This is a genomic window from Roseobacter sp., assembly GCF_024639605.1.
Lineage (GTDB): Bacteria > Pseudomonadota > Alphaproteobacteria > Rhodobacterales > Rhodobacteraceae > Roseobacter.
Genome location: NZ_JAHEHZ010000003.1, coordinates 21,464 through 45,181, shown reverse-complemented (window position 1 = coordinate 45,181; position 23,718 = coordinate 21,464). Strand labels below are relative to the sequence as shown.

The 23,718-nt window shown below is 61.1% G+C and carries 23 protein-coding genes; 14 read left to right on the top strand and 9 right to left on the bottom strand.

The window, feature by feature from the left end:
- Positions 1–9 precede the first annotated feature (9 nt).
- Positions 10–1,479, bottom strand: coding sequence for a hypothetical protein (locus Q0M35_RS01005; RefSeq protein ID WP_295311292.1), 1,470 nt, complete (start codon positions 1,477–1,479; stop codon positions 10–12).
- 87 nt (positions 1,480–1,566) lie between these two features.
- Positions 1,567–2,262, bottom strand: coding sequence for a uroporphyrinogen-III synthase (locus Q0M35_RS01000; protein WP_295311290.1), 696 nt, complete (start codon positions 2,260–2,262; stop codon positions 1,567–1,569).
- A gap of 74 nt (positions 2,263–2,336) precedes the next feature.
- On the opposite strand from Q0M35_RS01000, the gene tsaD reads away from it, so the two are divergent.
- From tsaD to Q0M35_RS00975, 5 genes are read left to right on the top strand one after another with little or no spacing between them, the layout of a single operon-like run.
- The gene (tsaD, locus tag Q0M35_RS00995) at positions 2,337–3,434 is read left to right on the top strand and encodes a tRNA (adenosine(37)-N6)-threonylcarbamoyltransferase complex transferase subunit TsaD (protein ID WP_295311288.1); all 1,098 of its coding nucleotides are present in this window, start codon (positions 2,337–2,339) and stop codon (positions 3,432–3,434) included.
- The gene (locus Q0M35_RS00990; RefSeq protein ID WP_295311286.1) at positions 3,431–4,393 is read left to right on the top strand and encodes an NAD(P)H-dependent glycerol-3-phosphate dehydrogenase; all 963 of its coding nucleotides are present in this window, start codon (positions 3,431–3,433) and stop codon (positions 4,391–4,393) included. Before tsaD ends, Q0M35_RS00990 begins: the two co-directional genes overlap by 4 nt.
- A 1-nt stretch (position 4,394) precedes the next feature.
- Positions 4,395–4,667, top strand: coding sequence for a YciI family protein (locus Q0M35_RS00985; RefSeq protein WP_295311284.1), 273 nt, complete (start codon positions 4,395–4,397; stop codon positions 4,665–4,667).
- The gene (locus Q0M35_RS00980) at positions 4,667–5,086 is read left to right on the top strand and encodes an EVE domain-containing protein (protein WP_295311312.1); all 420 of its coding nucleotides are present in this window, start codon (positions 4,667–4,669) and stop codon (positions 5,084–5,086) included. The genes Q0M35_RS00985 and Q0M35_RS00980 overlap by 1 nt, the downstream gene beginning before the upstream one ends.
- Before the next feature lie 57 nt (positions 5,087–5,143).
- Positions 5,144–5,539, top strand: a complete 396-nt coding sequence (locus Q0M35_RS00975; protein ID WP_295311282.1) for a DUF1761 domain-containing protein — start codon at positions 5,144–5,146, stop codon at positions 5,537–5,539.
- A 219-nt stretch (positions 5,540–5,758) separates the two neighbouring features.
- On the opposite strand, the gene Q0M35_RS00970 is transcribed toward Q0M35_RS00975, so the two are convergent.
- The 5 genes from Q0M35_RS00970 to Q0M35_RS00950 form a co-directional block, all read right to left on the bottom strand.
- Positions 5,759–6,100: a DUF2853 family protein gene (locus Q0M35_RS00970; RefSeq protein ID WP_295311280.1), complete on the bottom strand. Its 342-nt coding sequence runs from the start codon at positions 6,098–6,100 to the stop codon at positions 5,759–5,761.
- A 175-nt stretch (positions 6,101–6,275) separates the two neighbouring features.
- A complete protein-coding gene (locus tag Q0M35_RS00965) occupies positions 6,276–7,040 on the bottom strand; it encodes a PRC-barrel domain-containing protein (RefSeq protein WP_295311278.1) in 765 nt (254 codons plus the stop codon).
- 130 nt (positions 7,041–7,170) lie between these two features.
- Complete coding sequence (locus Q0M35_RS00960) at positions 7,171–7,617, bottom strand: hypothetical protein (protein WP_295311277.1); 447 nt, start codon at positions 7,615–7,617, stop codon at positions 7,171–7,173.
- Between the two features lies 1 nt (position 7,618).
- Positions 7,619–9,007 carry an adenosylhomocysteinase gene (gene ahcY, locus Q0M35_RS00955; RefSeq protein WP_295311275.1) on the bottom strand — a complete coding sequence of 463 codons (1,389 nt, stop codon included), beginning with the start codon at positions 9,005–9,007 and terminating at the stop codon, positions 7,619–7,621.
- Positions 9,008–9,150: 143 nt separating this feature from the next.
- The gene (locus Q0M35_RS00950) at positions 9,151–9,465 is read right to left on the bottom strand and encodes a hypothetical protein (protein WP_295311273.1); all 315 of its coding nucleotides are present in this window, start codon (positions 9,463–9,465) and stop codon (positions 9,151–9,153) included.
- A gap of 217 nt (positions 9,466–9,682) precedes the next feature.
- On the opposite strand from Q0M35_RS00950, the gene Q0M35_RS00945 reads away from it, so the two are divergent.
- The gene (locus Q0M35_RS00945) at positions 9,683–10,279 is read left to right on the top strand and encodes an HD family hydrolase (protein ID WP_295311271.1); all 597 of its coding nucleotides are present in this window, start codon (positions 9,683–9,685) and stop codon (positions 10,277–10,279) included.
- Positions 10,276–10,761 carry a GNAT family N-acetyltransferase gene (locus tag Q0M35_RS00940; RefSeq protein WP_295311269.1) on the top strand — a complete coding sequence of 162 codons (486 nt, stop codon included), beginning with the start codon at positions 10,276–10,278 and terminating at the stop codon, positions 10,759–10,761. The genes Q0M35_RS00945 and Q0M35_RS00940 overlap by 4 nt, the downstream gene beginning before the upstream one ends.
- 3 nt (positions 10,762–10,764) lie before the next feature.
- On the opposite strand, the gene Q0M35_RS00935 is transcribed toward Q0M35_RS00940, so the two are convergent.
- Together Q0M35_RS00935 and Q0M35_RS00930 are read right to left on the bottom strand one after the other, a co-directional pair.
- Positions 10,765–11,319 carry an ActR/PrrA/RegA family redox response regulator transcription factor gene (locus tag Q0M35_RS00935; RefSeq protein ID WP_295311267.1) on the bottom strand — a complete coding sequence of 185 codons (555 nt, stop codon included), beginning with the start codon at positions 11,317–11,319 and terminating at the stop codon, positions 10,765–10,767.
- A 97-nt stretch (positions 11,320–11,416) separates the two neighbouring features.
- On the bottom strand, positions 11,417–12,040 hold the full coding sequence (locus Q0M35_RS00930; protein ID WP_295311265.1) for an SCO family protein: 624 nt from the start codon (positions 12,038–12,040) through the stop codon (positions 11,417–11,419).
- A gap of 92 nt (positions 12,041–12,132) precedes the next feature.
- On the opposite strand from Q0M35_RS00930, the gene regB reads away from it, so the two are divergent.
- The 7 genes from regB (at position 12,133) to addA (ending at position 23,688) form a co-directional block, all read left to right on the top strand.
- Complete coding sequence (regB, locus tag Q0M35_RS00925; protein ID WP_295311264.1) at positions 12,133–13,521, top strand: sensor histidine kinase RegB; 1,389 nt, start codon at positions 12,133–12,135, stop codon at positions 13,519–13,521.
- A 96-nt stretch (positions 13,522–13,617) separates the two neighbouring features.
- Complete coding sequence (locus Q0M35_RS00920) at positions 13,618–15,177, top strand: PAS-domain containing protein (RefSeq protein ID WP_295311262.1); 1,560 nt, start codon at positions 13,618–13,620, stop codon at positions 15,175–15,177.
- A gap of 38 nt (positions 15,178–15,215) precedes the next feature.
- Positions 15,216–15,689, top strand: a complete 474-nt coding sequence (gene tsaE, locus Q0M35_RS00915) for a tRNA (adenosine(37)-N6)-threonylcarbamoyltransferase complex ATPase subunit type 1 TsaE (protein WP_295311260.1) — start codon at positions 15,216–15,218, stop codon at positions 15,687–15,689.
- Positions 15,656–16,708 (top strand): phosphotransferase, encoded by a 1,053-nt coding sequence (locus Q0M35_RS00910; RefSeq protein WP_295311258.1) that lies wholly within the window; start codon positions 15,656–15,658, stop codon positions 16,706–16,708. The genes tsaE and Q0M35_RS00910 overlap by 34 nt, the downstream gene beginning before the upstream one ends.
- On the top strand, positions 16,693–17,376 hold the full coding sequence (locus Q0M35_RS00905) for a nucleotidyltransferase family protein (RefSeq protein ID WP_295311257.1): 684 nt from the start codon (positions 16,693–16,695) through the stop codon (positions 17,374–17,376). Before Q0M35_RS00910 ends, Q0M35_RS00905 begins: the two co-directional genes overlap by 16 nt.
- Positions 17,369–20,317: a double-strand break repair protein AddB gene (gene addB, locus Q0M35_RS00900; RefSeq protein ID WP_295311255.1), complete on the top strand. Its 2,949-nt coding sequence runs from the start codon at positions 17,369–17,371 to the stop codon at positions 20,315–20,317. Before Q0M35_RS00905 ends, addB begins: the two co-directional genes overlap by 8 nt.
- A complete protein-coding gene (gene addA, locus Q0M35_RS00895; RefSeq protein WP_295311253.1) occupies positions 20,314–23,688 on the top strand; it encodes a double-strand break repair helicase AddA in 3,375 nt (1,124 codons plus the stop codon). Before addB ends, addA begins: the two co-directional genes overlap by 4 nt.
- Positions 23,689–23,718 lie beyond the last annotated feature (30 nt).

The window sequence follows — 23,718 nt, the reverse complement described above, 5'->3', positions numbered from 1 at the left end:
ATGTCTTCCTTAGTTACTTTGCAGGCTGTCAGACAGCGTGGTTGCAGCGTCACGGGCGGCCTGACGGGCCTCGGCAGATTCTATCCAGTCCTGCATCGCGGTTCTGGCAGGTTCGGGAAGAGCCTCCATCTCGCTCAGCGCAAGCGCGATATCACCCTGTTTCAGAGCGGCTTCGCTGCGCGACAGGATCGCATCAGGGTCATCACCATCCCGCGGCGTCACAGACCGCGCACCGAGCGTACGGCGCAAAAACGCGCCAACGCCCTGAACTTCGGCTTCGGGTGTATTCTTGCGCGCTGCGGCAAGACCCGCGCGCGCGGCACCCGGAAAACTATCACGCAGATCGCTGATGGTGGGGACACCGGCAGATGCGGCAGTGCGCAGCGCCTCAGGGACCTCAACAGGTGCGACCTCTTCAAGATCGCTCAGCGCCGGCTCAAAAGCCTCACCGCTTTCGACGGCCGTAACCACCCGTGTCAAAGCCGCCCGCGCGAGGATCTTTTCAGCCTCTGAACGTGCGGCTGCTTCGGCGTTGGCTGCCCCGGCCTGCAGGCTTGCGATCTCTTCGCTTTTTGCAGCAATCTGCCGGCTCTGTTCATCGAGCTGCTGGCTCTGTTCATCGAGCCGCCTGCTCTGTTCATCGAGGGCGGACTGCAGGGCGGCAATCTCTTCGGCAGAGGCGCCGCTGTCGCCGGTATCCGTGACGACCGGCCTGCTTTCCAGATCAGTGATCCGCCCGGAAAGGGCTTCAACTGACATGGCAAGTTCACCGACAGCGCCAGAGACCTCAGATGTATCAGCAACAACAGGTTCGGCGTTTTCCAGTTCTTCAATCCTTGCGGAAAGAGCGGCGGACTCAGAGCGCAGCTCCTCCGTCCACGATTCGATCTCTGCAACATCAAGGCTGCTTCTCTGCATCGATTCCGGAAGATAAGCGTCAAGCTGATCGCCGCGGCCTGCGATAAAACCAATCAGGGCAGCGATCACGCCACCAAAGACAGCGGGCCACATGCTGCCTTTGTGCACCTCGCGCACCGTCGTCTGAGTGACCACAGGCAGGGCCGGTTCCTCTTCCGGTTTATCCGCGTCAGAGGTCTCACCGGCGTCGTTTACTGCGGTCTGAGTGTCCGCAATGTCTGCCTCTCCGGCCTCCGCAGACCAGGGGTTCCCGGATGATTTCTTTTCAGTTTCATCTGTCTCTAACAGGACAAAATCAGGCTCTGCATCGGGATTTTCAGGGTCGGGTTCGGGCGCTTTCTCAGGCGTCTTCGCGAGGATCGCATCAGGATCCGTAACTGGCTCATCCGCTGCATCCGACTGCTCAGCAGAGACTTCCTGCTGCTCGTGCCCGTCGGTGTCATCTGCCTTTATAACGGGCGTGTCTTTTCCTGATACTTCATCGGTGACATGCGTCTCCGGCGTCTCTGCAGACAGGTCTTTGTCTTCTTCCTTGTTGCCCGATTTGCGCGATTTAGCCAAAACATCCACCCCTAATCCGATTCTCCGCCCGCCGGCGTCGCTTTGAAAGCTTACTCCGCGGCGGAACTCCTCTCAACCCAAGCTGTCTCAGCGAAACAGTTTTTCAATACTTGCCGCCATGGAAACCGCATCGGGTGTGCCGGCAGTGATCCGCTGCAAAAACGCTGTCTGACCCGTACCGGCTGCAACAGCGTCACTCAGAAAGACTGCGATCACCTGTTCGGGGGCCGGGCATTCCGCCACAAACCGGACGGCGATACGCGGTGAAAAAAGTGGCACAATGACCTGCCGGGGCTGGTCAAAAAGCGCGCGGGCAGCCGGGCTGAGGCTCAGAAGTTGCTGATCGTAGAGAACGATTCTCCGGGCCCGGAGCCCCGCAGCCTGCAACGATTCACAGATCGCGCCGCGCGTGTGTGCGCCGCTCAGATGCACGAGATCTGCCGCCGGGCGTTCCGCGAGGATACGTCTGATCAGGTCCGCTGCCGTGTCGCCCGCATGCACGGCTTCCCAGCCCGCGTCGTGTGCGCTGGCCGTGGTGCGTGCGCCGACACACCAGGCCCTGCGTCCATCACCCGGCGGGGCAAACCGCACACCGTTGGACGAGGAAAAAAGCGCTTCTTCCTGCGGGCCCGGTGCCGCCGTACCGCCGAGGGATTCGATACTCAGCAGGGGGCTTTCAATAACCTCTACCGCAGACCGGACCCGGGGCGGCAGCATCCCGACAAAACCGGCGTTTGAGCCCTCGGGACGTGTCATCAGCAATGACAATTTCTGATCTGCCATCTCGCCCCCGGCATTGTTTACGCAGCCATCCGGTGTTACCTGCAGGGCGTTTATCTTGCAACGGAAACACCCTGATGGCCGCACCCTGTACCGTTCTGGCGCTGGAAAGCAGCTGTGATGACACGGCTGCTGCCGTGCTGCGCCGGACGGCCGGTGGCGCGACAGAGATCCTGTCCTCCGTGGTGCACGGGCAGGCGGAACTGCACGCCGGTTTCGGGGGCGTTGTGCCTGAGATTGCTGCACGCGCGCATGCTGAAACGCTTGATCATTGCGTGGAACAGGCGCTGGAGGCCTCAGGTCTCGGGTTGGATGACATCGACGCAATTGCAGTGACTGCGGGTCCGGGGCTTATCGGCGGCGTGGTGTCCGGTGTGATGTGTGCCAAGGGGCTGGCGGCCGCCACCGGCAAACCGCTTTACGGAATCAATCATCTCGCCGGTCACGCGCTGACGCCCGGTCTGACCGACGCCGTGCCATACCCGTGGCTGATGTTGCTTGTCTCCGGCGGGCACTGCCAGTTTCTGCTTGTGCGCGGCCCGGACGATTTCACCCGACTTGGCGGCACGATCGACGATGCACCCGGCGAAGCTTTCGACAAAATTGCGAGGCTTCTGGGGCTGCCGCAACCGGGCGGACCGGCGGTCGAGGCCGCCGCAAAAGAAGGTGATCCGGCACGCTTTGCCTTTCCGAGGCCGCTGCTCGACAGGCCAGGGTGCGATATGTCCTTCTCCGGGCTGAAGACCGCCGTTTTACGGACCCGGGACGCGCTGATAGCAGACCAGGGCGGGCTGACAGAACAGGACCGACACGATCTTTGTGCCGGGTTTCAGGCCGCAGTTGCGGATGTTTTTGCCGAAAAAACGCGTCGGGCCATGGCCGCATACCCGCAGGTTGCGGATCAGACGCCGGTAATCTGCGTCGCCGGCGGTGTCGCGGCAAATATGATGATCCGGTTTTCATTAGAGACTGTTTCAAAAGAGTTTGGCGCGCGTTTCATCGCGCCTCCGCTGGCACTTTGCACCGATAATGCGGCGATGATCGGGTATGCTGCTCTGGAACAGATGGCACTTTCCGGGCCGTCGGGCATGACCCTGGCTGCGCGTCCCCGCTGGCCGCTGGACCAGACAAGCCCCGCGATGCTGGGCAGCGGCAAAAAGGGGGCAAAGGCATGAAGGTCGCGGTGGCAGGTGCAGGTGCTTTCGGCACGGCGCTGGCCATTTCAATCAGTGCCACAGGCCCGGTCACCCTGTGGCTGCGCGACGCAGGCGAAGCAGAGAAACTCAGCATGACGCGTGAAAATGCGCGGCGTCTTCCCGGCGCGCGTCTGCCCGACAGCATCCGGGTTTCATCTGACGCTCAGGCACTGTCAGAGGCAGAGATCGTCCTGCTGGCAGTGCCGATGCAGAAGCTGCGTGGATTTCTGCAGGATCATCGCGCGCAGCTTGCCGGCAGAACGCTGGTGGCCTGCTGCAAAGGGATCGAGCTTGATACCGGGCAGGGGCCGCAGGATGTCATCGCCGATGTACTGCCGGAAGCTCCTCTGGCGCTGCTGACCGGCCCCGCTTTCGCCCGCGATATTGCCATCGGTCTGCCGACCGCGATGACACTGGCCTGTGCGGATTCAACCCTTGGCGGGGTGCTTCAGGAGCGGTTGTCGTCGGTCACGCTGCGGCTTTATCGCAGCACCGATGTGACCGGCGCAGCACTGGGCGGGGCGCTGAAAAACGTCGTGGCGATTGCCTGCGGTGCGGCGATCGGTGCCGGGCTTGGTGAGAGTGCCCGCGCGGCCCTGATGACGCGCGGAAATGCCGAAATGACGCGGCTCGCGGCCCGGCGGGGTGCGGACCCCGCAACGCTCAGCGGGCTCTCGGGATTCGGAGATCTGGTGCTGACCTGCACCTCGGAACAGTCGCGCAATTACCGCCTGGGGTTGTCGCTGGGGCAGGGGACCGGATTTGACCCTGCCGTGACCGTCGAAGGGGCCGCAACCGCCCGGGCGATGGACGCAGCCGCGCGCGCTGCAGGGGACGATATGCCCATCACGGCGGTGGTTGCAGCGCTTGTCGAAAACCGTTTGGATGTACCCCAGGCCATGCGACGCCTCTTGTCGCGCTCACTGAAGGAAGAATAACATGCTGGTTGCACTGATTGCGCGAGACAAGCCCGGCGCGCTGCCTGTCAGACAGGAAAACCGCCCGTTGCACGTGGAATACCTTAAATCCGGACCCGCCGTTCAACAGGCCGGGCCACTGCTCGATGCGGCGGGTGACATGTGCGGGTCGCTGATAATTCTCGATGTGGCCGATATGGCCGCAGCAGAGGCCTGGGCTGCTTCAGACCCCTATGCAAAAGCGGGTCTTTTCGCCTCGGTTGAGCTTGTTCCATGGAACAGGGTTATCGGCTGATGGCGCACTGGCTCTTCAAATCCGAACCCTCCACGTGGAGCTGGGACGATCAGGTAGCAAAAGGCGAGGCCGGCGAGGAATGGGACGGCGTGCGCAATTACCAGGCCCGCAACTTCATGCGTGAGATGAAAAAGGGCGACACCGGGTTTTTCTATCACTCGCAGAAAGAGCGCGCGGTCGCAGGCATCGTCGAAGTGATCCGCGAGGCCCATCCCGACAGCACCACGGACGATGACCGGTGGGAATGCGTTGATATCAAAGCCGTAAAGCCGTTGGAAACGCCCGTGACCCTCGAGCGGATCAAAAAAGAGCCGGAGCTTGCCGATATGGTGCTGGTGCGCAATTCGCGGCTCTCGGTGCAGCCGGTGACAGACGATGAATGGCGGATTGTCTGCCGGCTCGCGGGCCTTTCTGACTAGGCGAAAGCGCGGATATTTGCCACGATAGGTATGGATTTATCTGTCGGGGGTCAGAACATGGGGTTTTTCAGCGTTCTTATTGCGGGTGTCGCCGGATTTATGTTCGGTGCGCTCTGGTACACGGTATTTGCTGAGCGCTGGATGAAAGCCTCCGGTGTGCCGCTGGACGGGCAGGGGGTTCCGGCAAACCGAAAGGACCCGGTGCCCTATGTCACCAGCCTGCTGGGGGCGGTTCTGGTGGCAGGCATGATGCGACATATCTTTGAGCTGAGCGCGATCGATACGGCGGGCAAGGGGCTGATTTCCGGCTTTGGGATCGGGTTCTTTCTGGTCAGCCCGTGGATTGCCACCTTTTACAGTTTCTCCGCAAAGCCACGCACACTGATCCTGATCGACGGCGGCTATGCCACCTTCGGATGCACGGTGATCGGGCTGGTGCTGACACTGTTCTGAACGGAAAAAGGGGCCTGACGCGAAAGCCAGAACCCCTCTTCACCCCACGCGATCCCATACCCACGCGTGTATCTGAAACTGGTTCTGGCCATACTGGCCGGACAAGAATGTGATACAACCGGTCGCAAAAAACCGCAATCATTCAATAGTTTAAATGCCGTACAAAAAAGAAACGCCCCGTTAGGAAACGGGGCGCTCATCATCGTGTGGTGTCCCGCGTCAGCTGTAGACGGCTTCTTTACTGAAGTGTTTGGTCAGCATGTAATAGACAACGGCGCGGTACTTGTTCCGCTCGGATTTGCCATAAGTCTCAACGACTTTGTTGATGGCCGCCATCAGTTCGGGACCATCGGACAGGCCAAGTTTCTTAATCAGAAACTTGTCTTTGACAGTTTCCAGTTCTCCCGGCTGGCTGGCGGCCACGGTTGAGGCATCAGCGTCATAGATCGACGGGCCGCATCCGATTGTGACCTTTGTCAGCAGGTCCATATCGGGGTTCATCCCGCATTTATTTTTCAGATCGTCCGCGTATTGCGCAATAAGATCGTCACGCTTGCCCATAATATCGTCTCCCAATTGGCTTTCCGGGCTTTCTGATGCCCTGCCCCGGAGACTAAAAGCATATTCCTTATTCGCAAAAGGGTTTTTCTCCGTCGGATTTCCCCGCAGCGCAGGCGCAGGAAAAAAAAGAGGCCCCGCTGTGCGGAGCCTCTCTCATCAGGTCAGAAGGGTCGGGTCAGGACATTTCGTCGAGACGCACGTCGTCTGCGAGACCTTCAACACCGGTTTCGTCGAACTCGGGCTGTGCCTCGAGCTCTTCTTCGGTCCAGGTGCTGAGCTTCAGGCCGTCATCTTCAGCGGACATGGAGAACTCCTCCAGCGGGATGGCCACGGTGTATTCACCCAGACCAAGAAATCCGCCGATGCCAATTACAGCTTCGTAGCCGTTGGCGCCACGCACGATATAGTCGATTTCGCCGATGTCATCGCCATTGGCTTCATAGACGTTCAGGCCCAGCAGATCGCCCACAACCATACCGGAGAACTCGGAACCTGTGGCGGCACTGGTGACAGTGTCTTCGCTCGCCATGTCGGTGTCTTCGGTTGTTGCAGCGTCAGCGGTCTGTTCGATCGCCTGCTCAGTTTCCTCTGCGGCTTCAGCAGTCTCTTCGACCGCCTCATCAGCAACGGATTCTGTAGCGGCAGCAGTGTCTTCAATCGCTTCTTCGGTGGCTTCGGCCGCGTTCTCTGCTGTCTCTTCAACAGCCTGGGCCGCATCACCGGTCGCTTCAGCAGTTGCTTCTGCAGCGTTTTCAGTCGCAGCAGCAGCATCAGAAGCAGTTTCTTCGATCTCCTGCTCCGCGTTTTCCAGTGCCGCTTCGGTCTGGGTCTGAATTTTCAGCTCTTCATCCGCGGCTTTGGTTTCCGTGGATCCTGCGAAAGCCGTACCTGCAGTCAGGGCGAGAACGGCAACGGTGGTCATGAGTTTAGAATGGGACATTTTTACCTCCTTGAGATTTACAATGAGGCAACGCCGGCAGGTTTTCATTGGTTCCCGTAAACAATAAAAATCACGCAGCCCCGGCAGAAAACCGCTCAATGGCCCGGTGCAGAGTCGAAAACGCAGGGGGTCAGGTGCCGGGCGGCGCGATGAGGAGCCAGAACCAGACGAGCACGAGAATGACCGGCACACCCACGCCGCCGATCAGCCCCATGCGCGGGATCAGCGGCCGGTGGGGCAGAATAATATCGAATGTGGCATCATTGCTGCGCCCGTCGTAGGCGCCCTGACAGGCCTTGGCGCGCCACTGGTGGCTGCGCCAGACCGCGGCCATCACGGAAATCAGCACCAGTGAGCAGATCGCAACTCCGAGCACCGGGATCACGGGATAATATACAGAGGCCCCGATCCCGCCGTCACGCGCGCCGAGCGTCAACGGCACGAAAAGAAACGCCTGGCTGGTGACCAACCAGTTGACGCGCGCATTGATCAAAGAGAGCTCAAACTGAATTTCGTTGCGGATCTGGCGATAGACCGCGTCGTTTTCCTCTGAGCGTTTAATGCGCGCGCCTGTCATTTCAGTAGCGGTAATGCTCCGGCTTGAACGGACCTTCGGGTGCTACACCGATATAGGCGGCCTGTTCCGGATCCAGTTTGCTCAGCTTCACGCCGATGCGGTCGAGGTGCAGGCGTGCCACTTTTTCATCGAGATGCTTGGGCAGGATATAGACGTCGTTTTTGTACTGGTCGCCACGCGTCCAGAGCTCGATCTGTGCGAGCACCTGATTGGTAAAGGACGCGGACATCACAAACGACGGGTGGCCCGTTGCATTGCCAAGGTTCAGCAAACGGCCCTCGGAGAGCAGGATCAGACGATTGCCGTTTGGCATCTCGATCATGTCCACCTGCTCTTTGATGTTGGTCCATTTGTGATTCTTGAGGGCAGCGACCTGGATCTCGTTATCAAAGTGGCCGATGTTGCCGACGATCGCCATGTCCTTCATCTCGCGCATGTGCTCGATGCGGATCACGTCCTTGTTGCCGGTGGTGGTGATGAAGATGTCAGCGGAACCCACAACGTCTTCGAGCAGCACGACTTCGAAGCCGTCCATCGCGGCCTGCAGCGCACAAATAGGGTCAACTTCGGTGACTTTGACACGCGCGCCGGCGCCGCGCAGAGAGGCCGCGGAGCCTTTGCCCACGTCGCCGTAGCCCATGACCACGGCGACCTTGCCAGCCATCATGGTGTCGGTTGCACGGCGGATGCCATCGACCAGCGATTCCTTGCAGCCGTATTTGTTGTCGAATTTCGACTTGGTCACGGAGTCGTTCACGTTGATCGCGGGGAAGGGCAGCTGGCCCTGCTTTACCAGATCATAGAGGCGGTGTACGCCGGTGGTTGTCTCTTCGGAGACGCCCTGGATCTGGTCGCGGATTTTGGTGAACCATCCCGGGCTTGCTTCCATGCGCTTTTTGATCTGCGCCTTGATGACTTCTTCTTCCTCGGAAGTCGGTACCGGAATGATCTCCTCGCCGGCTTCGGCGCGTGCGCCCAGCAGGACATAGAGGGTCGCATCACCGCCGTCATCGAGGATCATGTTCGGCCCGTCCGGGAAGTCGAACGATTTGTCGAGGTAGTCCCAGTGCTCTTCCAGCGACTGGCCTTTGATCGCGAAAACCGGCGTGCCACCTGCGGCGATCGCGGCCGCTGCATGGTCCTGGGTGGAGAAAATGTTGCACGACGCCCAGCGCACATCCGCGCCCAGAGCCGTCAGTGTCTCAATCAGAACCGCAGTCTGAATAGTCATGTGAAGAGAGCCCACAATGCGCGCGCCTTTGAGCGGCTGGCTCTCGCCGTATTCCTCGCGGCAGGCCATCAGGCCCGGCATTTCTGTTTCGGCAATATCAAGCTCTTTGCGACCGTAAGCGGCCAGTTCAATGTCTTTGACGATATAATCGTTGCTCATCTTCGGGTGATCCTATCCATGCGGTTTGACCGCGCAGATACCATCGCCCCGGCAACATGACAATGCGTCACCATACCCTTGTGGTTAAGGATGTCCTCACTGCCGGCCCGGCCGGATATTGCCAGACAGACCCGTCCGGTTACTCAGCTTGCAGAGCCTTTTACACGCGGTGCTTCTTCGGCGTCAAAGAAATCGGTTCCGGCCGCAACAACACAGCTGATGCCTTCGGGGCTGGTGATCAGCACGGTAAACGTACCGGTTTTGCTGGACGCCCAGATTTCCATGACACTGAGCGCGGACCGCGTCTGTTGCAGACCGCCTGCTGTCAGATGCTCATCGTATTTGGATGCAAGTTTTTCGACAACCTTGTCCCGGTCGCCACAGTTGGCGGCCTGAGCCATGGATGCCGCAGCCAGAGCTGTGGCTGTCAGTGCTGCTAGTGTGAGATGCCTTTTCATGACATCCTCCTTTCCTCTTTCTCTCGCTCGATGCGGGAAGAGGACATGACCCGGGAAAGGCTGTGCCCTCCCCCCCTGGTACTTCTTTTATCGCGACCACGAGCCCGGTTTACAAAGCGCGGGTCATCAATAATCTGTGGCAGCTTGCAATCACCATACTTTAAGTCTGCGCCGGAATTAGGGCACAAAGCAGGCGTAACCGACGGGCAGTGACCAAATGGCAACAATTAACCGGGCATGGCAGCGGATGTTGTCGGGGCGCAGACTGGATCTGCTGGACCCGACGCCGGTTGATATCGAGATTGAGGATATCGCCCACGGGCTTGCCTTTGTCGCGCGCTGGAACGGGCAGACGCACGGCGATTACGCTTATTCGGTGGCCGAGCATTCCCTTTTGACAGAGACTATATTCGGCCGGATCGCGCCCAAAGCACCGCCGGGCTGGCGGCTCGCCGCTCTGCTGCACGATGCGCCCGAATATGTGATCGGGGATATGATCTCGCCGGTCAAAGCGGCGGTCGGTCCGGGGTACGGCGCGCTGGACGAACGGCTGATGGCGGCGATCCACATCCGTTTCGGCCTGCCCGGCGCGCTGCCTGTTTCGGTCAAGAAACAGATTAAACGCGCCGACAAGATCAGCGCCTGGATGGAAGCCACGCAGATCGCCGGGTTTTCCGAAGCCGAGGCGACAAAGTTTTTCGGGCCGGCAAATGCTGCTCTTATGGAGGGTCTGCAAATCGTTCTGCGGCCCCCTGTCGAGGTACGCCGGGAGTTTACAGCACGCCACCACACTCTGCTGGAGCAGATAAAGTGATCACCGTCCGGACGCCGACGCCGCTTGATACCCGGCCGATGGCAGAGCTTCTGATTGCCATCATCAAAGAGGGCGGTACCACTGCGCTGACCCGTCCGGTAACCGGTCAGGATATCGCCGGTTGGATGGCCGAAGATGCGGACCGCTCTGCCTGGCAGGTGGCGCTTGATGAGTCGGGGGCGGTGGTCGGCTTTCAGTGGGTCTGCCCCAGAGAAAAGCTTCCGCCCGTGGCATGTGACATCGCGACCTTCGTGAAAATCGGCCGCACCGGTCTTGGCATCGGATCGGCACTTTTCACAGCAACAGAAAAGGCGGCGAAAGCGCTTGGATATTCCTGGATCAATGCAACCATCCGGGCCGATAACACCGGCGGGCTGACATATTACCAGAGCCGCGGCTTCCGCGACTGGCACCGCGAAGAGGCGGTGACGCTCGACAGCGGCCTGGTGGTGGACCGGATCAGCAAACGCTATGACATCTGAGGATCAGCGCGGAGAGCGTTTCGCCAGAATACGCTGCAACGTGCGCCGGTGCATGTTCAGACGCCGGGCGGTTTCGCTGACATTGCGGTCGCAAAGCTCAAACACGCGCTGGATATGCTCCCAGCGCACGCGATCGGCACTCATCGGGTTCTCGGGCGGGGGCGGCAGGTCGTCACCCGTGGCCAGCAGCGCATTCACGATATCGGCGGCATCCGCGGGTTTCGACAGATAATCCACCGCACCGATTTTCACCGCAGCAACGGCCGTGGCGATAGCACCATAGCCCGTCAGGACCACAACGCGCGCATCCGGGCGCTTTTCGCGCAGCACTTCGACCACATCAAGACCATTGCCGTCTTCCAGCCGCAGATCGACAACCGCAAAGGCTGGCGGGCGCGCCGTGGCAATCGCACGCCCGGCAGCCACAGAGTCCGCAGTTTCAACGTCGAAACCGCGTTTTTCCATCGCCTTGGCCAGCCGGCGCAGAAACGGCTCGTCATCATCGAGCAGCAGAATGGTTTTTTCCGCACCGGGCGCGAGTTCCGAAATGTCAGCCATATGCGCACTGAGACCTTTTGTTAACTTCCTTTGTCCTGACTATATGTGCGCCTCACCGGGTCACGTCAAATAACCCTTTTCCAGTGGTGCCGGTTTTTCAGGCATTTGAGACAAAACAGGCGACAGTGTCGGCCATTTGCTGCGGCGTTGTTTCACGGCGGAAAAACTCGACAAATCCGTGCTCCGGCAGCACCAGGTAGCTGAATGTCGAGTGATCCACGAGGTAAAATTCGTCGCCGGTGTCCTGCGCCCTGTAATAGGTGCGATAGGCCTGACTTGCGGCTTTGACCTGTTCGGCCGATCCGGTCAGGCCGATCATGCGCTCATGCATATTTGCCGCATAATCGCCGACAACCTCGGGCGTGTCGCGCGCCGGGTCGATCGAAATGAAGACCGGCGTGACGGATATGTTGCGTTCCGACAGAACATCGACAGCCGCTGCATTGCGCGCCACATCAAGCGGGCAGACATCCGGGCAGAAGGTATATCCGAAATACACAATCGACGGCTCCGTGATGACATCGGCGTCGGTCACAGTGTCGCCCTGTGCGTTCACAAGCTCGAACGGGCCGCCGATGGCGCCCGCGCCGCCGGCGATCTGACTGGCGCGGCACTGGGCGAACTGATCCCCGCCGGTTCTGTCACGGCTGACAAACCAGAAAACGCCGACAAAAACAGCGACGCCCAGAAGGGCAAGCGGTGCAAGCAGGCGCGTGTTCATATCAGTCTCCGTCGTGGCGTTGAGGTTGATCCTGTCAGGGTGCAGTCCTAACGTCCTGTGTCATGAGTGCAATTCAATAACCGGTGAACGTAATGGCCGAAGAAAACGTCAGCCCCCCCAGCGGAGAGATACGGGCCAACTGGATCCGGTTGCGCACGCTTATTGTGCTGCGCTGGTTTGCCATTGCCGGACAGCTCACCGCAATCACCGTAGCACAGCACTGGTTCGGTCTGCGGCTCGATCTGGGGCTGTGCTATCTGGTGGTCGGTGCCTCGGTAATCTCAAACCTGGTGGCGATGTTTGTCTTTCCCGAAAACAAGCGTCTGACCGAAGTGGAAAACATGCTGATCGTGATGTTCGATCTGCTGCAGCTGAGCCTGTTGTTGTTTCTTACAGGCGGACTCAACAATCCGTTTGCGCTGCTGATGCTCGGACCGGTGACGATTTCAGCGGCGGTGCTGACAATGCGCTCGACCGTGCTTCTGGGCAGTGTGGCGATTTTGTCGGTGACGGTTCTGTCGCAGTTTCATCTGCCATTGCGCACCGATCAGGGGTTCATTCTGGAAATCCCGGAAATCTTCGTGTTTGGCAACTGGATCGCGCTGATCATCGCAATTGTCTTTATCAGTGCCTATTCAGCGCGGGTAACCTCGGAAATTCACTCCATGTCGGACGCTCTTTCAGCAACCCAGATGGCACTCGCCCGCGAGCAGAAACTGACCGATCTGGGTGGTGTGGTGGCCGCTGCCGCACATGAGCTTGGGACGCCGCTGGCGACGATCAAACTGGCCAGCGGCGAGCTATACGAAGAGCTCGAAGACAGGCCCGATCTGCGCGAGGACGCTGCCCTGATCCGGCAGCAGGCCGACAGGTGCCGCGACATTCTGCGTGATATGGGCCGCGCCGGCAAAGATGATCTGCACCTGCGCCAGGCCCCTCTGATGGCGGTGCTGGAAGAGGCCGCAGAGCCGCACGCCGGGCGCGGCAAACGGGTGCATTTCCGCGCCATGTCGCCCGAGGCGGAACAGCCTGCCATTCTGCGCAAACCCGAAATCATTCACGGGTTGCGCAACCTGATCCAGAACGCGGTCGATTTTGCCCATTCCGAAGTCTGGATCGAGGCCGACTGGAGCGAAACCCGGATTTCGCTGCGCATTATCGATAACGGTCCCGGGTTTCCCGCCGATCTGATCGGCCGTATCGGAGATCCTTTCGTGCGCAAACGCCGCGCGTCGTCCGGCGGGCGCATGCGGCCCGGATACGAAGGCATGGGGCTTGGTCTTTTTATCGCTAAGACATTGCTGGAGCGCTCGGGCGCGGAGCTCGGATTTGCCAACGGGCGCGATCCCGCGTCCCCGTCTGCACGGCGCGCGGACAGTTTCGGCGCGATCATTGAAGTCATCTGGGAGCGCCGTCACCTTGACGCCGTCACCGGTGACAGCCCGGCGCCGACGGGCGTCAATCAGCCCATTTCCGTCTGACACAGGCCGGCAGATCCGGATTCCCCGTTAAGAATGCGTTAACCAAGCTGCCTGTACTACTGACAGGCTTGCCGTGGCGACAAAGGGGCGTGGCATATGACTGTCTGGGACATCGCAATCAGCGCAGGTGCTGCCATCGTCAGCACACTTGCAGCGCTTGTCTGGATCCTCTCCCCGCGCGGGCAATCGCTGGCCACCGGGCGCAGCATGTCGCGACGGCTTGCCGAGGGTGTCTCATTTCTTTTTGATAATAAAAACCTGCACCATGCGTCCGAAATCGCAATGCAGATGTACAATCTGGTGCCCGGGCAGGACGACTGGCAAACCTGGCGCGACCGGATGCTGTCGCGCTTTCCCGATGTGCCCGCCTCACCCGATGCCGCAGACGGCGAAAACATCACGGTTCAGGCGCGCCACGTCGAGGATAAAGCGACCCTCTGCCTGACCCGGCGCGGGCGGTTTACCCAGGTTCAGATGATCGAAAACGGACTGCCCGGCGCGACCCAGACGCAACAGATGCGCGCGCTCACCACCGAGGCCAATCACCTGCGGCGCGCCAGCGACACGACCTCCCATGCCATCTGGCAGGTAAACGAAGACGGCAAGATCACCTGGTACAATGCAGCCTACGAGCGCCTCTACAGCCAGCTCCACAATACCAGACCCCGCGACGACCGGCCGGTGTTTGAGATTGACACACCGGTTGGCGGCACCACAGATACTCAGCGGGTTTCATCCCAGTCATCAAACGGCGCCCGCAAGGACTGGTACGATGTCAGTGCCGTCCGGGTGGGCGGGATCACGGTCTTTCACGCACTCAACGTCAATGTGGTTGTCCGGTCGGAGATCGCCCAGCGCAACTTTGTTCAGACGCTTGCCAAAACCTTTGCGCAGCTTTCGATCGGACTGGCGATTTTTGACCGGAACGGGCAGCTTGCCCTTTTCAATCCGGCACTGATTGATCTGACCAGTCTGCCTGCAGATTTTCTGAGCGGCCGGCCAACGCTGTTGTCATTTTTTGACCGTATGCGCGAAAACCGCCGGATGCCGGAGCCCAAGAACTACAAAACCTGGCGCGAAGAAATTTCTGATGTGATCGCGGCCGCCACCGACGGGCGGTATCAGGAAACCTGGACGCTGGAGAGCGGGCAGACCTATCGCGTCAAGGGACGCCCGCATCCGGACGGTGCCATTGCCTTTCTCATTGAGGACATCAGTGCCGAGGTCTCCATGACGCGCAATTTCCGCGCTGAGCTCGAACTCGGGCAATCGCTGATGGATACCTTTGACGAGGCGCTGGTGGTTTTCTCCTCGACCGGTGTGCTCAGTTTCTGCAACCGGGCATACCGGGAACTCTGGGGACTGGATCCGGACAGCTCCTTTGCCGATGTGACGATCAGCGATTCCGTGCGGGAATGGAAACGCATGTGTAAATCCGGCGCGCGCTGGCCTGCGCTGGTGAATTTCGTACTCGATTACGGCGACCGCGTGGCCTGGGAAATGCCTGCGACTCTTTCGTCAGGCGTGCCGCTCCTGTGCACAGTGTCGCGCATTGCTTCCGGTGCCACGGTTGTCAGGTTCGTGCGCAGCAACAACCTGCCCGCGCGCCGCCGCAGGACAATCGCTGCCGACCGAACCGGCAGCAGCGCCAACTAAGCACTTGCAGCCCCGGGTGCGCGGGGTAAGCATGCGGCATGACTGCCCGGACGCTCCACCTTGATCTGCTCACCCCCGATGAAACCGCTGAGCGGGCCGCGGCGCTTGGAGAGCGGCTGAAACCTGCGGATGTGGTGCTGCTCTCGGGCGGTGTCGGCGCGGGAAAAACCCATTTCGCCCGCGCGCTGATCCGGTCGGTGCAGGAGGTGCCTGAAGATATCCCATCGCCGACATTCACCCTCGTTCAGACCTATGAGACCTCGCGCGGGACACTCTGGCACAGTGATCTTTACCGGATCGGCTCCGTTTCCGAAATTGAAGAGCTTGGTCTGGTGGAGGCGTTCTCGGAGGCGGTCTGCCTTGTGGAATGGCCCGACAGGCTGGGCGATCTGCGCCCGGAGGACGCGCTTGAGATCGAACTGCGCTCAGCGACCGGCGAGGATGAGCGGCACCTGACTGCCCGCTGGCAGGATCCGAAATGGGACGACCGTCTCAGGGCCTGGGCCGCATGAACGCGCGGACAGATCACCTGACGGCATTTCTGGAAAGCAGTGGCTGGGCCAGCGCGCAGATCACGCCGCTGGCGGGCGATGCATCCAACCGGCGGTACGACCGGCTGGTGCATCAGGATGGCAGACACGCCGTGCTGATGGATGCGCCACCCGACAAAGGCGAGGATGTCCGCCCCTTTATCAACATTGCGCAGTTTCTGCGGAAGAGGGGGCTGAGCGCACCGGAAATTTTTGCGGCTGATGAGGCTCGCGGGTTTCTTCTTCTCGAAGATCTGGGCGATGATCTTTATGCCCGTCGGATCGCTGCTGACCCGGATCTGGAGGGGCCGCTTTATGAGGCTGCCGTTGATGTGCTCACAGCGCTGCATCAGGTGCCCTCGCCGCTTGCCCCGCGCTATTCCTCTGACGTTTCCACGCCACTCGCCGCGCTCGCCTTTGACTGGTATCAGTTCGGTGCGACCGGTGCGGTTGACCAGGACGCGCGGCAGGTGTTTACCGACATCTTCGCCCGGACCCTGGCTCCCCTCGATGCTGAGCTCGACGTGCTGATCCAGCGTGACTACCACGCTGAAAACCTGCTCTGGCTCCCAGATCGGGCGGGGGCCGCGCGGGTCGGACTGCTTGATTTTCAGGACGCCATGACCGGGCACCGCGCCTATGATCTGGTCTCTGTGCTGCAGGACGCGCGCCGTGATGTAACACCGGCAACAGCCGCCGCGATGTTCGACCGCTATGTGGCGCAGAACAGTCTCGAAACAAAGGCCTTCAGCCATGCTTATGCCCTGTTGGGTGCGCAGCGCAATCTGCGTATTCTGGGTGTCTTCGCCCGGCTCTGTCTGCGCGACAACAAACAGCATTACATTGATCTTATCCCTCGCGTGTGGGGGCATATCGCCACAAACCTCGAGCATCCTGCGCTTGCTGAAATCAGGCCGCTGATCGAAGGGGTTTTGCCGGAACCTGACGCGGCGGTTCTGGCGCAACTCAAATCGAAGTGCGGCGCATGCCGGGCGCTGTAATGCTCTTTGCCGCCGGCTTCGGGACGCGCATGCGCCCGCTGACCGACGACCGGCCAAAACCGATGATCACGGTCGCAGGCCGGCCGCTGATCGATCATGCTCTGGCGCTGATCCGGGAAACATCTCCCGACAGGATTGTCGTCAATCTGCATTACAAACCTGGTCCGCTGATCACCCATCTTAAGGGCACCGACGTCGTCACCGTAACGGAAGACCCTGATATTCTGGATACCGGAGGCGGGCTGAGGAACGCTTTGCCACACCTCGGAACGGCGCCGGTTCTGACGATGAACCCCGATGCCGTCTGGACGGGACCGAACCCGCTGCAGGCTCTCTATGATGCCTGGGACGGTGACCGCATGGATGCTTTGCTGATGTGCGTGCCCCTGGCGCAGACCATCGGGCGCAGCGCGCCGGGGGATTTCAGCATTGGCGCGGGCGGACATCTGAACCGGGGCGGTGATCTGGTTTACGGCGGTGTGCAGATCATCAGCACAGCACTCCTGCACGACATTCCAGACCCTGTCTTTTCGCTGAACCGCGTCTGGGATCTTATGCATGCGCGCGGCAGGCTCTTTGGTCTGGTGCACAGCGGGCGATGGTGTGACGTCGGGCATCCGGATGGCATTGCCGCCGCCGAGGCGATGCTGGAGGCAGACGATGGGTGACGCGCCGCGCACCCGGGGTCTTTACGGTCTCGCCTGCGGGGTCGATTTCCCGCGCGCACTGGTCGATGGCCTTCTACAGCGGTTCGGGGATGCGCCGCCCGAAGCGCTGGCGCGGGTAACGCTGGTAGTGAATACCACGCGAATGCGGCGGCGGATACACCAGCTGTTTCATGAAAAACAGTCTCTGTTATTGCCGAAAATCTGTCTGATCACGGAACCTGACAGGATTGATCCGGCGGTCACGCTGCCCCCTGCGGTTCCACCCCTGCGCCGCAGGCTTGAGCTGATTGCACTGGTGTCCCGTCTGCTGCACAAGCAGCCGGAACTGGCACCGCGCGCCTCTCTTTATGGTCTGACCGACAGCCTGGCCGCGCTGATGGACGAGATGCAGGGCGAAGGCGTGCCGGCCGGAAAGCTCGCCGGTCTGGACGTCTCGGACCAGTCCGGCCACTGGCAGCGGGCGCAGGAGTTTATCCGCATTGCGCAGGATTACCTTGCTGATACCTCGACCCTGCCGGACAGCGAGGCGCGGCAACGGGCGATGATCGAGACCCTGGTCACCCGCTGGGCGACCCGCCCGCCAGCGCATCCGGTGATCATTGCAGGCTCTACCGGATCGCGCGGCACGACGCTTTTGCTGATGCAAGCCGTAGCAAATCTGAGCAACGGCGCGATTATTCTGCCCGGGTTCGATTTCGATCAGCCGGCGGCAGTCTGGGAACAGCTGCGTGACGGGCTGGTGTCCGAAGATCATCCGCAGTACCGGTTTCACCGGCTGATGCAGATGACCGGGCAGCAACCCGCCGACATAATCCCCTGGCATGACACGCCGCCACCGTCGCCGGCGCGCAATGCGCTGATCTCGCTGTCCCTGCGCCCTGCGCCCGTGACCGACGCCTGGCTCACCGAAGGTCCGGCGCTGACCGGCATTGCGCAGGCCACCTCCGGCATTACGCTGCTTGAGGCACCCGGTCCCAGGCAGGAGGCGCTGACCATCGCAATGCGCCTGCGGCAGGCCGCCGAAGAAGGCATTACCGCCGCTCTTATCACACCTGACCGGATGCTCACCCGCCAGGTCACAGCAGCACTGGATCAGTGGAACATCCTGCCCGACGATTCCGCAGGCAGCCCGTTGCATCTGTCGCCCCCGGGCCGGTTTCTGCGCCATATCGCGCGGCTTTTTCACCAGCGGCTTGACGCAGCGGCTCTTCTGACCCTGCTCAAGCATCCGCTGACCCATTCCGCCAGCGCCCGCAATGAACATATTCTCAACACGCAGCGGCTGGAGTTGCGCATCCGCAAAGACGGGCTGCCGTTCCCTGACCGCGAGGGGCTTTTGCGTCTGATGCACCGGGATATGGAACGGCATGAGCGGCTCGACGAATGGCTTGCCTGGGTGGCGGACACCTTCACCGAACGCCAGGCCCCGGGCGATCACCGTCTGCCCGATATAGTAGCGCGGCATCTGGCCCTGGCGGAGTCTGCGGCCCGGGGACCCGACGGTCAGGACAGCGGTGAGCTCTGGCAGAAGAAAGCCGGCCAGGAGGCACGCGCCGTGCTGCAGCGCCTGACCGATCAGGCGCGTTTCGGCAGCGATATGTCCGCATCTGACTATGCCGATCTGAGCGGCGCGCTGCTGGCCGAAGGCGAGGTGCGCGACCGCGACGCCCCGCATCCCGGCATCATGATCTGGGGCACTCTGGAGGCACGGGTGCAGGGCGCGGACCTGGTGATCCTCGCGGGGCTGAACGACGGCACATGGCCGGAAGCCCCCGCACCCGATCCGTGGCTGAACCGCGCGATGCGTCACAAGGCGGGGCTTTTGCTGCCTGAGCGGCGTATCGGGCTGGCAGCGCATGATTACCAGCAGGCTGTGGGCGCCACTGAGGTCTGGCTGACACGGGCGATCCGGTCCGATGACGCCGAAACAGTCGCCTCACGCTGGCTCAACAGGCTCGGCAATCTTCTTGCAGGGCTCCGGGACAATGGCGGAGCGACAGCGCTCGACGCGATGCGTCAGCGCGGTGCGGCCTGGCTGGCCCGTGCCGAAGCTCTGGAAAAAACGCATCCCGTTGCCGCCGCCGCAAGGCCCTCGCCCAGACCCCCGCGCGCCGCCCGGCCTGACGCGCTTTCAGTGACCGAGATCAAACGGCTGATCCGCGACCCCTATGCGATCTACGCCCGTCACGTGCTGGGTCTGCGCCCGCTTGGCCCGCTGGTGCAAAGCCCGGACCACCTGATGCGCGGCATCGTGGTCCACGATATTCTCGAGCAGTTTATCAAAGACACGCTGGAAAACCCGAAAGCACTGACCGCCGGGCATCTCTCGCAGGTTGCGCATCAGATGCTGCAGGAGGGGGTGCCCTGGCCTGCCGAGCGCGCGCTGTGGCAGGCGTTGCTGAACCGCACCGCACCCCGGTTTGTCACGGCTGAGGTTGCGCGCAGGGCACGTGGTACCCCTGCCGTGCTGGAGGACGCCGCGACCGGAAAACTGGTCTGGCAGGATCCGCCTTTTACCCTCACTGCGCGGGCCGACCGGATTGATCTCGCGCCGGATGGTGCAGCGCTGATCTACGATTACAAAACCGGCAGCGTGCCTACCCGCAAACAACAGGCGCAGTTTGATAAACAGCTGTTGATCGAGGCCGCAATGATCGAAGTAGGTGCGCTCGGTCTGCCGGGGCCACACCCGGTCAGAGAGGCCGTTTTTATTGGATTAGGCACTGATATGAAGGAGGTGGCTGCACCCCTGGACAATGAACCGCCAGCCGTGGTGCTGGCAAAGCTGCGGGCGCTGATCAGCGCTTATCTTGATCCGGGACAGGGGTTCACTGCGCGCCGGATGATGGAAAAAGACGCCTATGGCAGCGACTATGATCTGCTGGCGCGTTTCGGCGAATGGGATGCCACGGATACGCCGGTTCCGGAGGATCTGAAATGACCGCGCGCGATGAGGCAACCGAAGCACAGATCCGAGCCGCGCGCCCCGATGCGTCGACCTGGCTTGCGGCCAATGCCGGTTCCGGCAAGACGCGGGTGCTGACCGACCGGGTCGCGCGCCTTCTGCTCGAAGGTGTCGAACCACAGCACATTCTGTGCCTGACCTATACCAAGGCCGCCGCTTCTGAGATGCAGAACCGGCTTTTCCGGCGACTCGGCGAATGGGCAATGCTGGAAGATGTGGCTCTCAGCAAGGCTCTGGCAGAGCTGGGCATTAATGCAGAAACCGGCGCGGACCGTCTGCGGGATGCACGCACGCTTTTTGCCCGCGCAATCGAGACGCCGGGCGGTTTAAAAATCCAGACGATTCACTCGTTCTGTGCCTCATTGCTGCGCCGTTTTCCGCTGGAAGCACGCGTCAGCCCCCAGTTCACCGAAATCGAGGACCGCGCCGCTGACCTTCTGCGCGCGGAGATCATCGAGGAAATGGCTGACGGCAGGGACGCCGCACTGGTCGCACAACTGGCCGAGCATTACAGCAACGAAGGTTTCACAGAGCTGACTGCGGATATTGTGCGGTATCGCGAGGCCTTTGGCGCCCCGATAAAGCGCGGCGATCTGCTGGCGCTTTTGGGGCAATCACCGGATCTCAGCGCCGCGGGTCTTGAGGCCGCTGTATTTGACGGAACCGAACAGGCCGTTCTGGACGAGGCAATTCCGGTGATGCTGGAAAAGGGGGGAAATGACGCGAAAGCGGCGCAGAAGCTCGCAGCCGTATACGGTTTTGACCTCAACAATCTGCCTGTGTTAGAGACGGTTTTTCTTTATGGAAAAGATGCCGCAAATGCTTTCGGCTCCAAATCGGGCAACTTTCCGACCAAACCGACACGGACAAAAATCGCGCATCTTACGCCGTCGCTGGATGCCTTCGCAGACCGGATCGCTGACGCGCGAGAGGCGCGCCTCGCCCTCGCGGCAGCGGCAAAATCGAAAGCGCTTCATGATTTCGCCGGACGTTTTCTGGGGTTATACGCAGCTGAAAAACTCAGGCGCGGCTGGCTCGATTTTGATGATCTCATCCTCAAGGCGCGCGCCTTGCTGCGTGACCCTGATGTTGCCGCCTGGGTGCTCTTCCGGATTGACGGCGGAATTGATCACATCCTTGTGGACGAAGCCCAGGACACCAGCCCCGCGCAATGGGACGTGATCCGGCAGCTTGCGACGGAATTTTACAGCGGCGCGGGTGCAAGGGGCGATCTTGCGCGCACGCTTTTTGTCGTGGGTGATAAAAAGCAGTCGATCTATTCCTTTCAGGGGGCTGATCCGCGCGAGTTTGACCGCATGGAAAGCGAATTCTGCGCAAGGTTCACAGAAGCTGATCTGGTGTTTCAAAGAGAGGCGCTGGCCTGGTCTTTCCGTTCATCAGAGGCCGTTCTGCGGCTGGTCGATAACACCTTTAGCGACGAAGAAGAGGCCGGTTTCGGCGCCGATCCGCACCGCGCCTTCAAATCGGACCTGCCCGGGCGTGTGGATCTCTGGCCCCTGACGCCAGAGCAGGAAGACGAGGACGACAGGGCCTGGCACGAACCGCTCGACCGGCGCGGCACGCAGCATCACGATGTCGTTCTCGCGCGGCAGATCGCGGGCCGGATTGCGGATATGATCGCCACCGGCATGACCATCCCGGACGATAGCGGGCCGGGTGGTGCTCTCGTGCGCAGGCCGCTGCGGGCCGGCGATTTCCTCATTCTCGTGCAGCGGCGCGGGACGCTTTTTTCCGAGATCATCCGCGCGTGTAAGAACGCAGACCTTCCGATTGCTGGCGCGGACAGGCTGAAGGTGGGCGGTGAACTGGCGGTCCGTGATCTGGCCGCACTGCTGGCCTTCCTTGCCACGCCGGAAGACAGCCTGTCGCTGGCGTCGGCGCTGAAATCGCCGCTTTTCGGCTGGAGCGAGCAGGCGCTTTTCACTTTGGCGCAGGGGCGCGGGCCGAAGCATTTGTGGGAAGTGCTGCGGAACCAGCAGGCAAGGCACCCGGAAACGCTCGCCATGCTGCAAGATCTGCGCGCCAATGTTGATTTTCTGCGGCCCTATGATCTGGTGGAACGGATTCTGACCCGGCACGACGGTCGCAGAAAACTGCTCGCACGCCTGGGGGCGGAAGCCGAAGACGGGATCAACGCACTGCTGAGCCAGGCGCTTGCCTATGAGCGTACCAGCATCCCCAGCCTGACCGGTTTTCTGGTCTGGATCGAAACCGATGATCTGGAAGTAAAACGCCAGATCGACACGGCCTCCGATCAGATCCGGGTAATGACGGTACATGGCGCCAAGGGCCTCGAGGCCCCCGTCGTCATTCTGCCCGATACGCGCAAACGCGACATTACGATCAATGACAGCATTCTCACGATGGAGGATACACCGGTCTGGAAAACCCGGGCCGATGATATGCCCGCCTCCATGGTGACGGTCGTGGATGCAATGAAGGAAGCCCAGCGCCGGGAACGCCTGAGGCTGCTTTATGTGGCTCTGACACGGGCGGAAAAGTGGCTGATCGTGGCGGCGGCGGGGAAATTATCTGACCGGGGCGAAAGCTGGTACCAGATGGTAGAGGCCGCTCTGAATGCGGCCGGTGCAGAGGAAGTGGATTTCTTCGGGATGCCGGTCCGGCGGCTCAGCCACGGCGACTGGGACGCGCTGCCGCTGGTGGCAACCGATAGCAACACGCCCGAAACCCCGGTGCTCCCTGCGTTTTTTGGAAGAGCAGCACTTGCACCTGAAGCGCGTGAGGAGACCCTGTCACCCTCGGATCTGGAAGGTGCCAAAGCGCTGCCCGGCGAAAGCGCGCGCACCGAGGAAGAGGCAAAAGCCTACGGCACGCTGGTGCATCTGCTGCTGGAGCATCTGGCTGGCGCCGGCGCAGATGCGGATCCGGATCTCGCACGCGCCCTCGCGGAAGGTCACCCGGATGCAGACGAGGCGCTTGCGGAGGCGCAGTCTGTTCTGAAAACGCCTGGTTTTGCACATCTCTTTTCCCCGGACGGTCTGGCCGAGGTGCCCGTTTCAGCCGATCTGCACGGCCGCCGGATGTTCGGTGTCATTGACCGTTTGCTGATCACCGGCGATCTCATTCTTGCCGTTGATTTCAAGACAAACCGCGTGGTGCCTGACACGTCCGAAGCAGTGCCCGAGGGGCTCCTGCGACAAATGGGCGCCTATGCCCATGCCCTTACGCAGATTTACCCGGACAAGCGCATCGAAACGGCGATTTTGTGGACGGCGCGGTGCAGACTCATGCATCTGCCGCACGAAATCGTGAGGGACGCGCTGGCACACGCGCCATATCTTGACGCTGCGGCCCCGGATACATAGGTTCAGCGCTCAGACACATGCCTCAGGAGA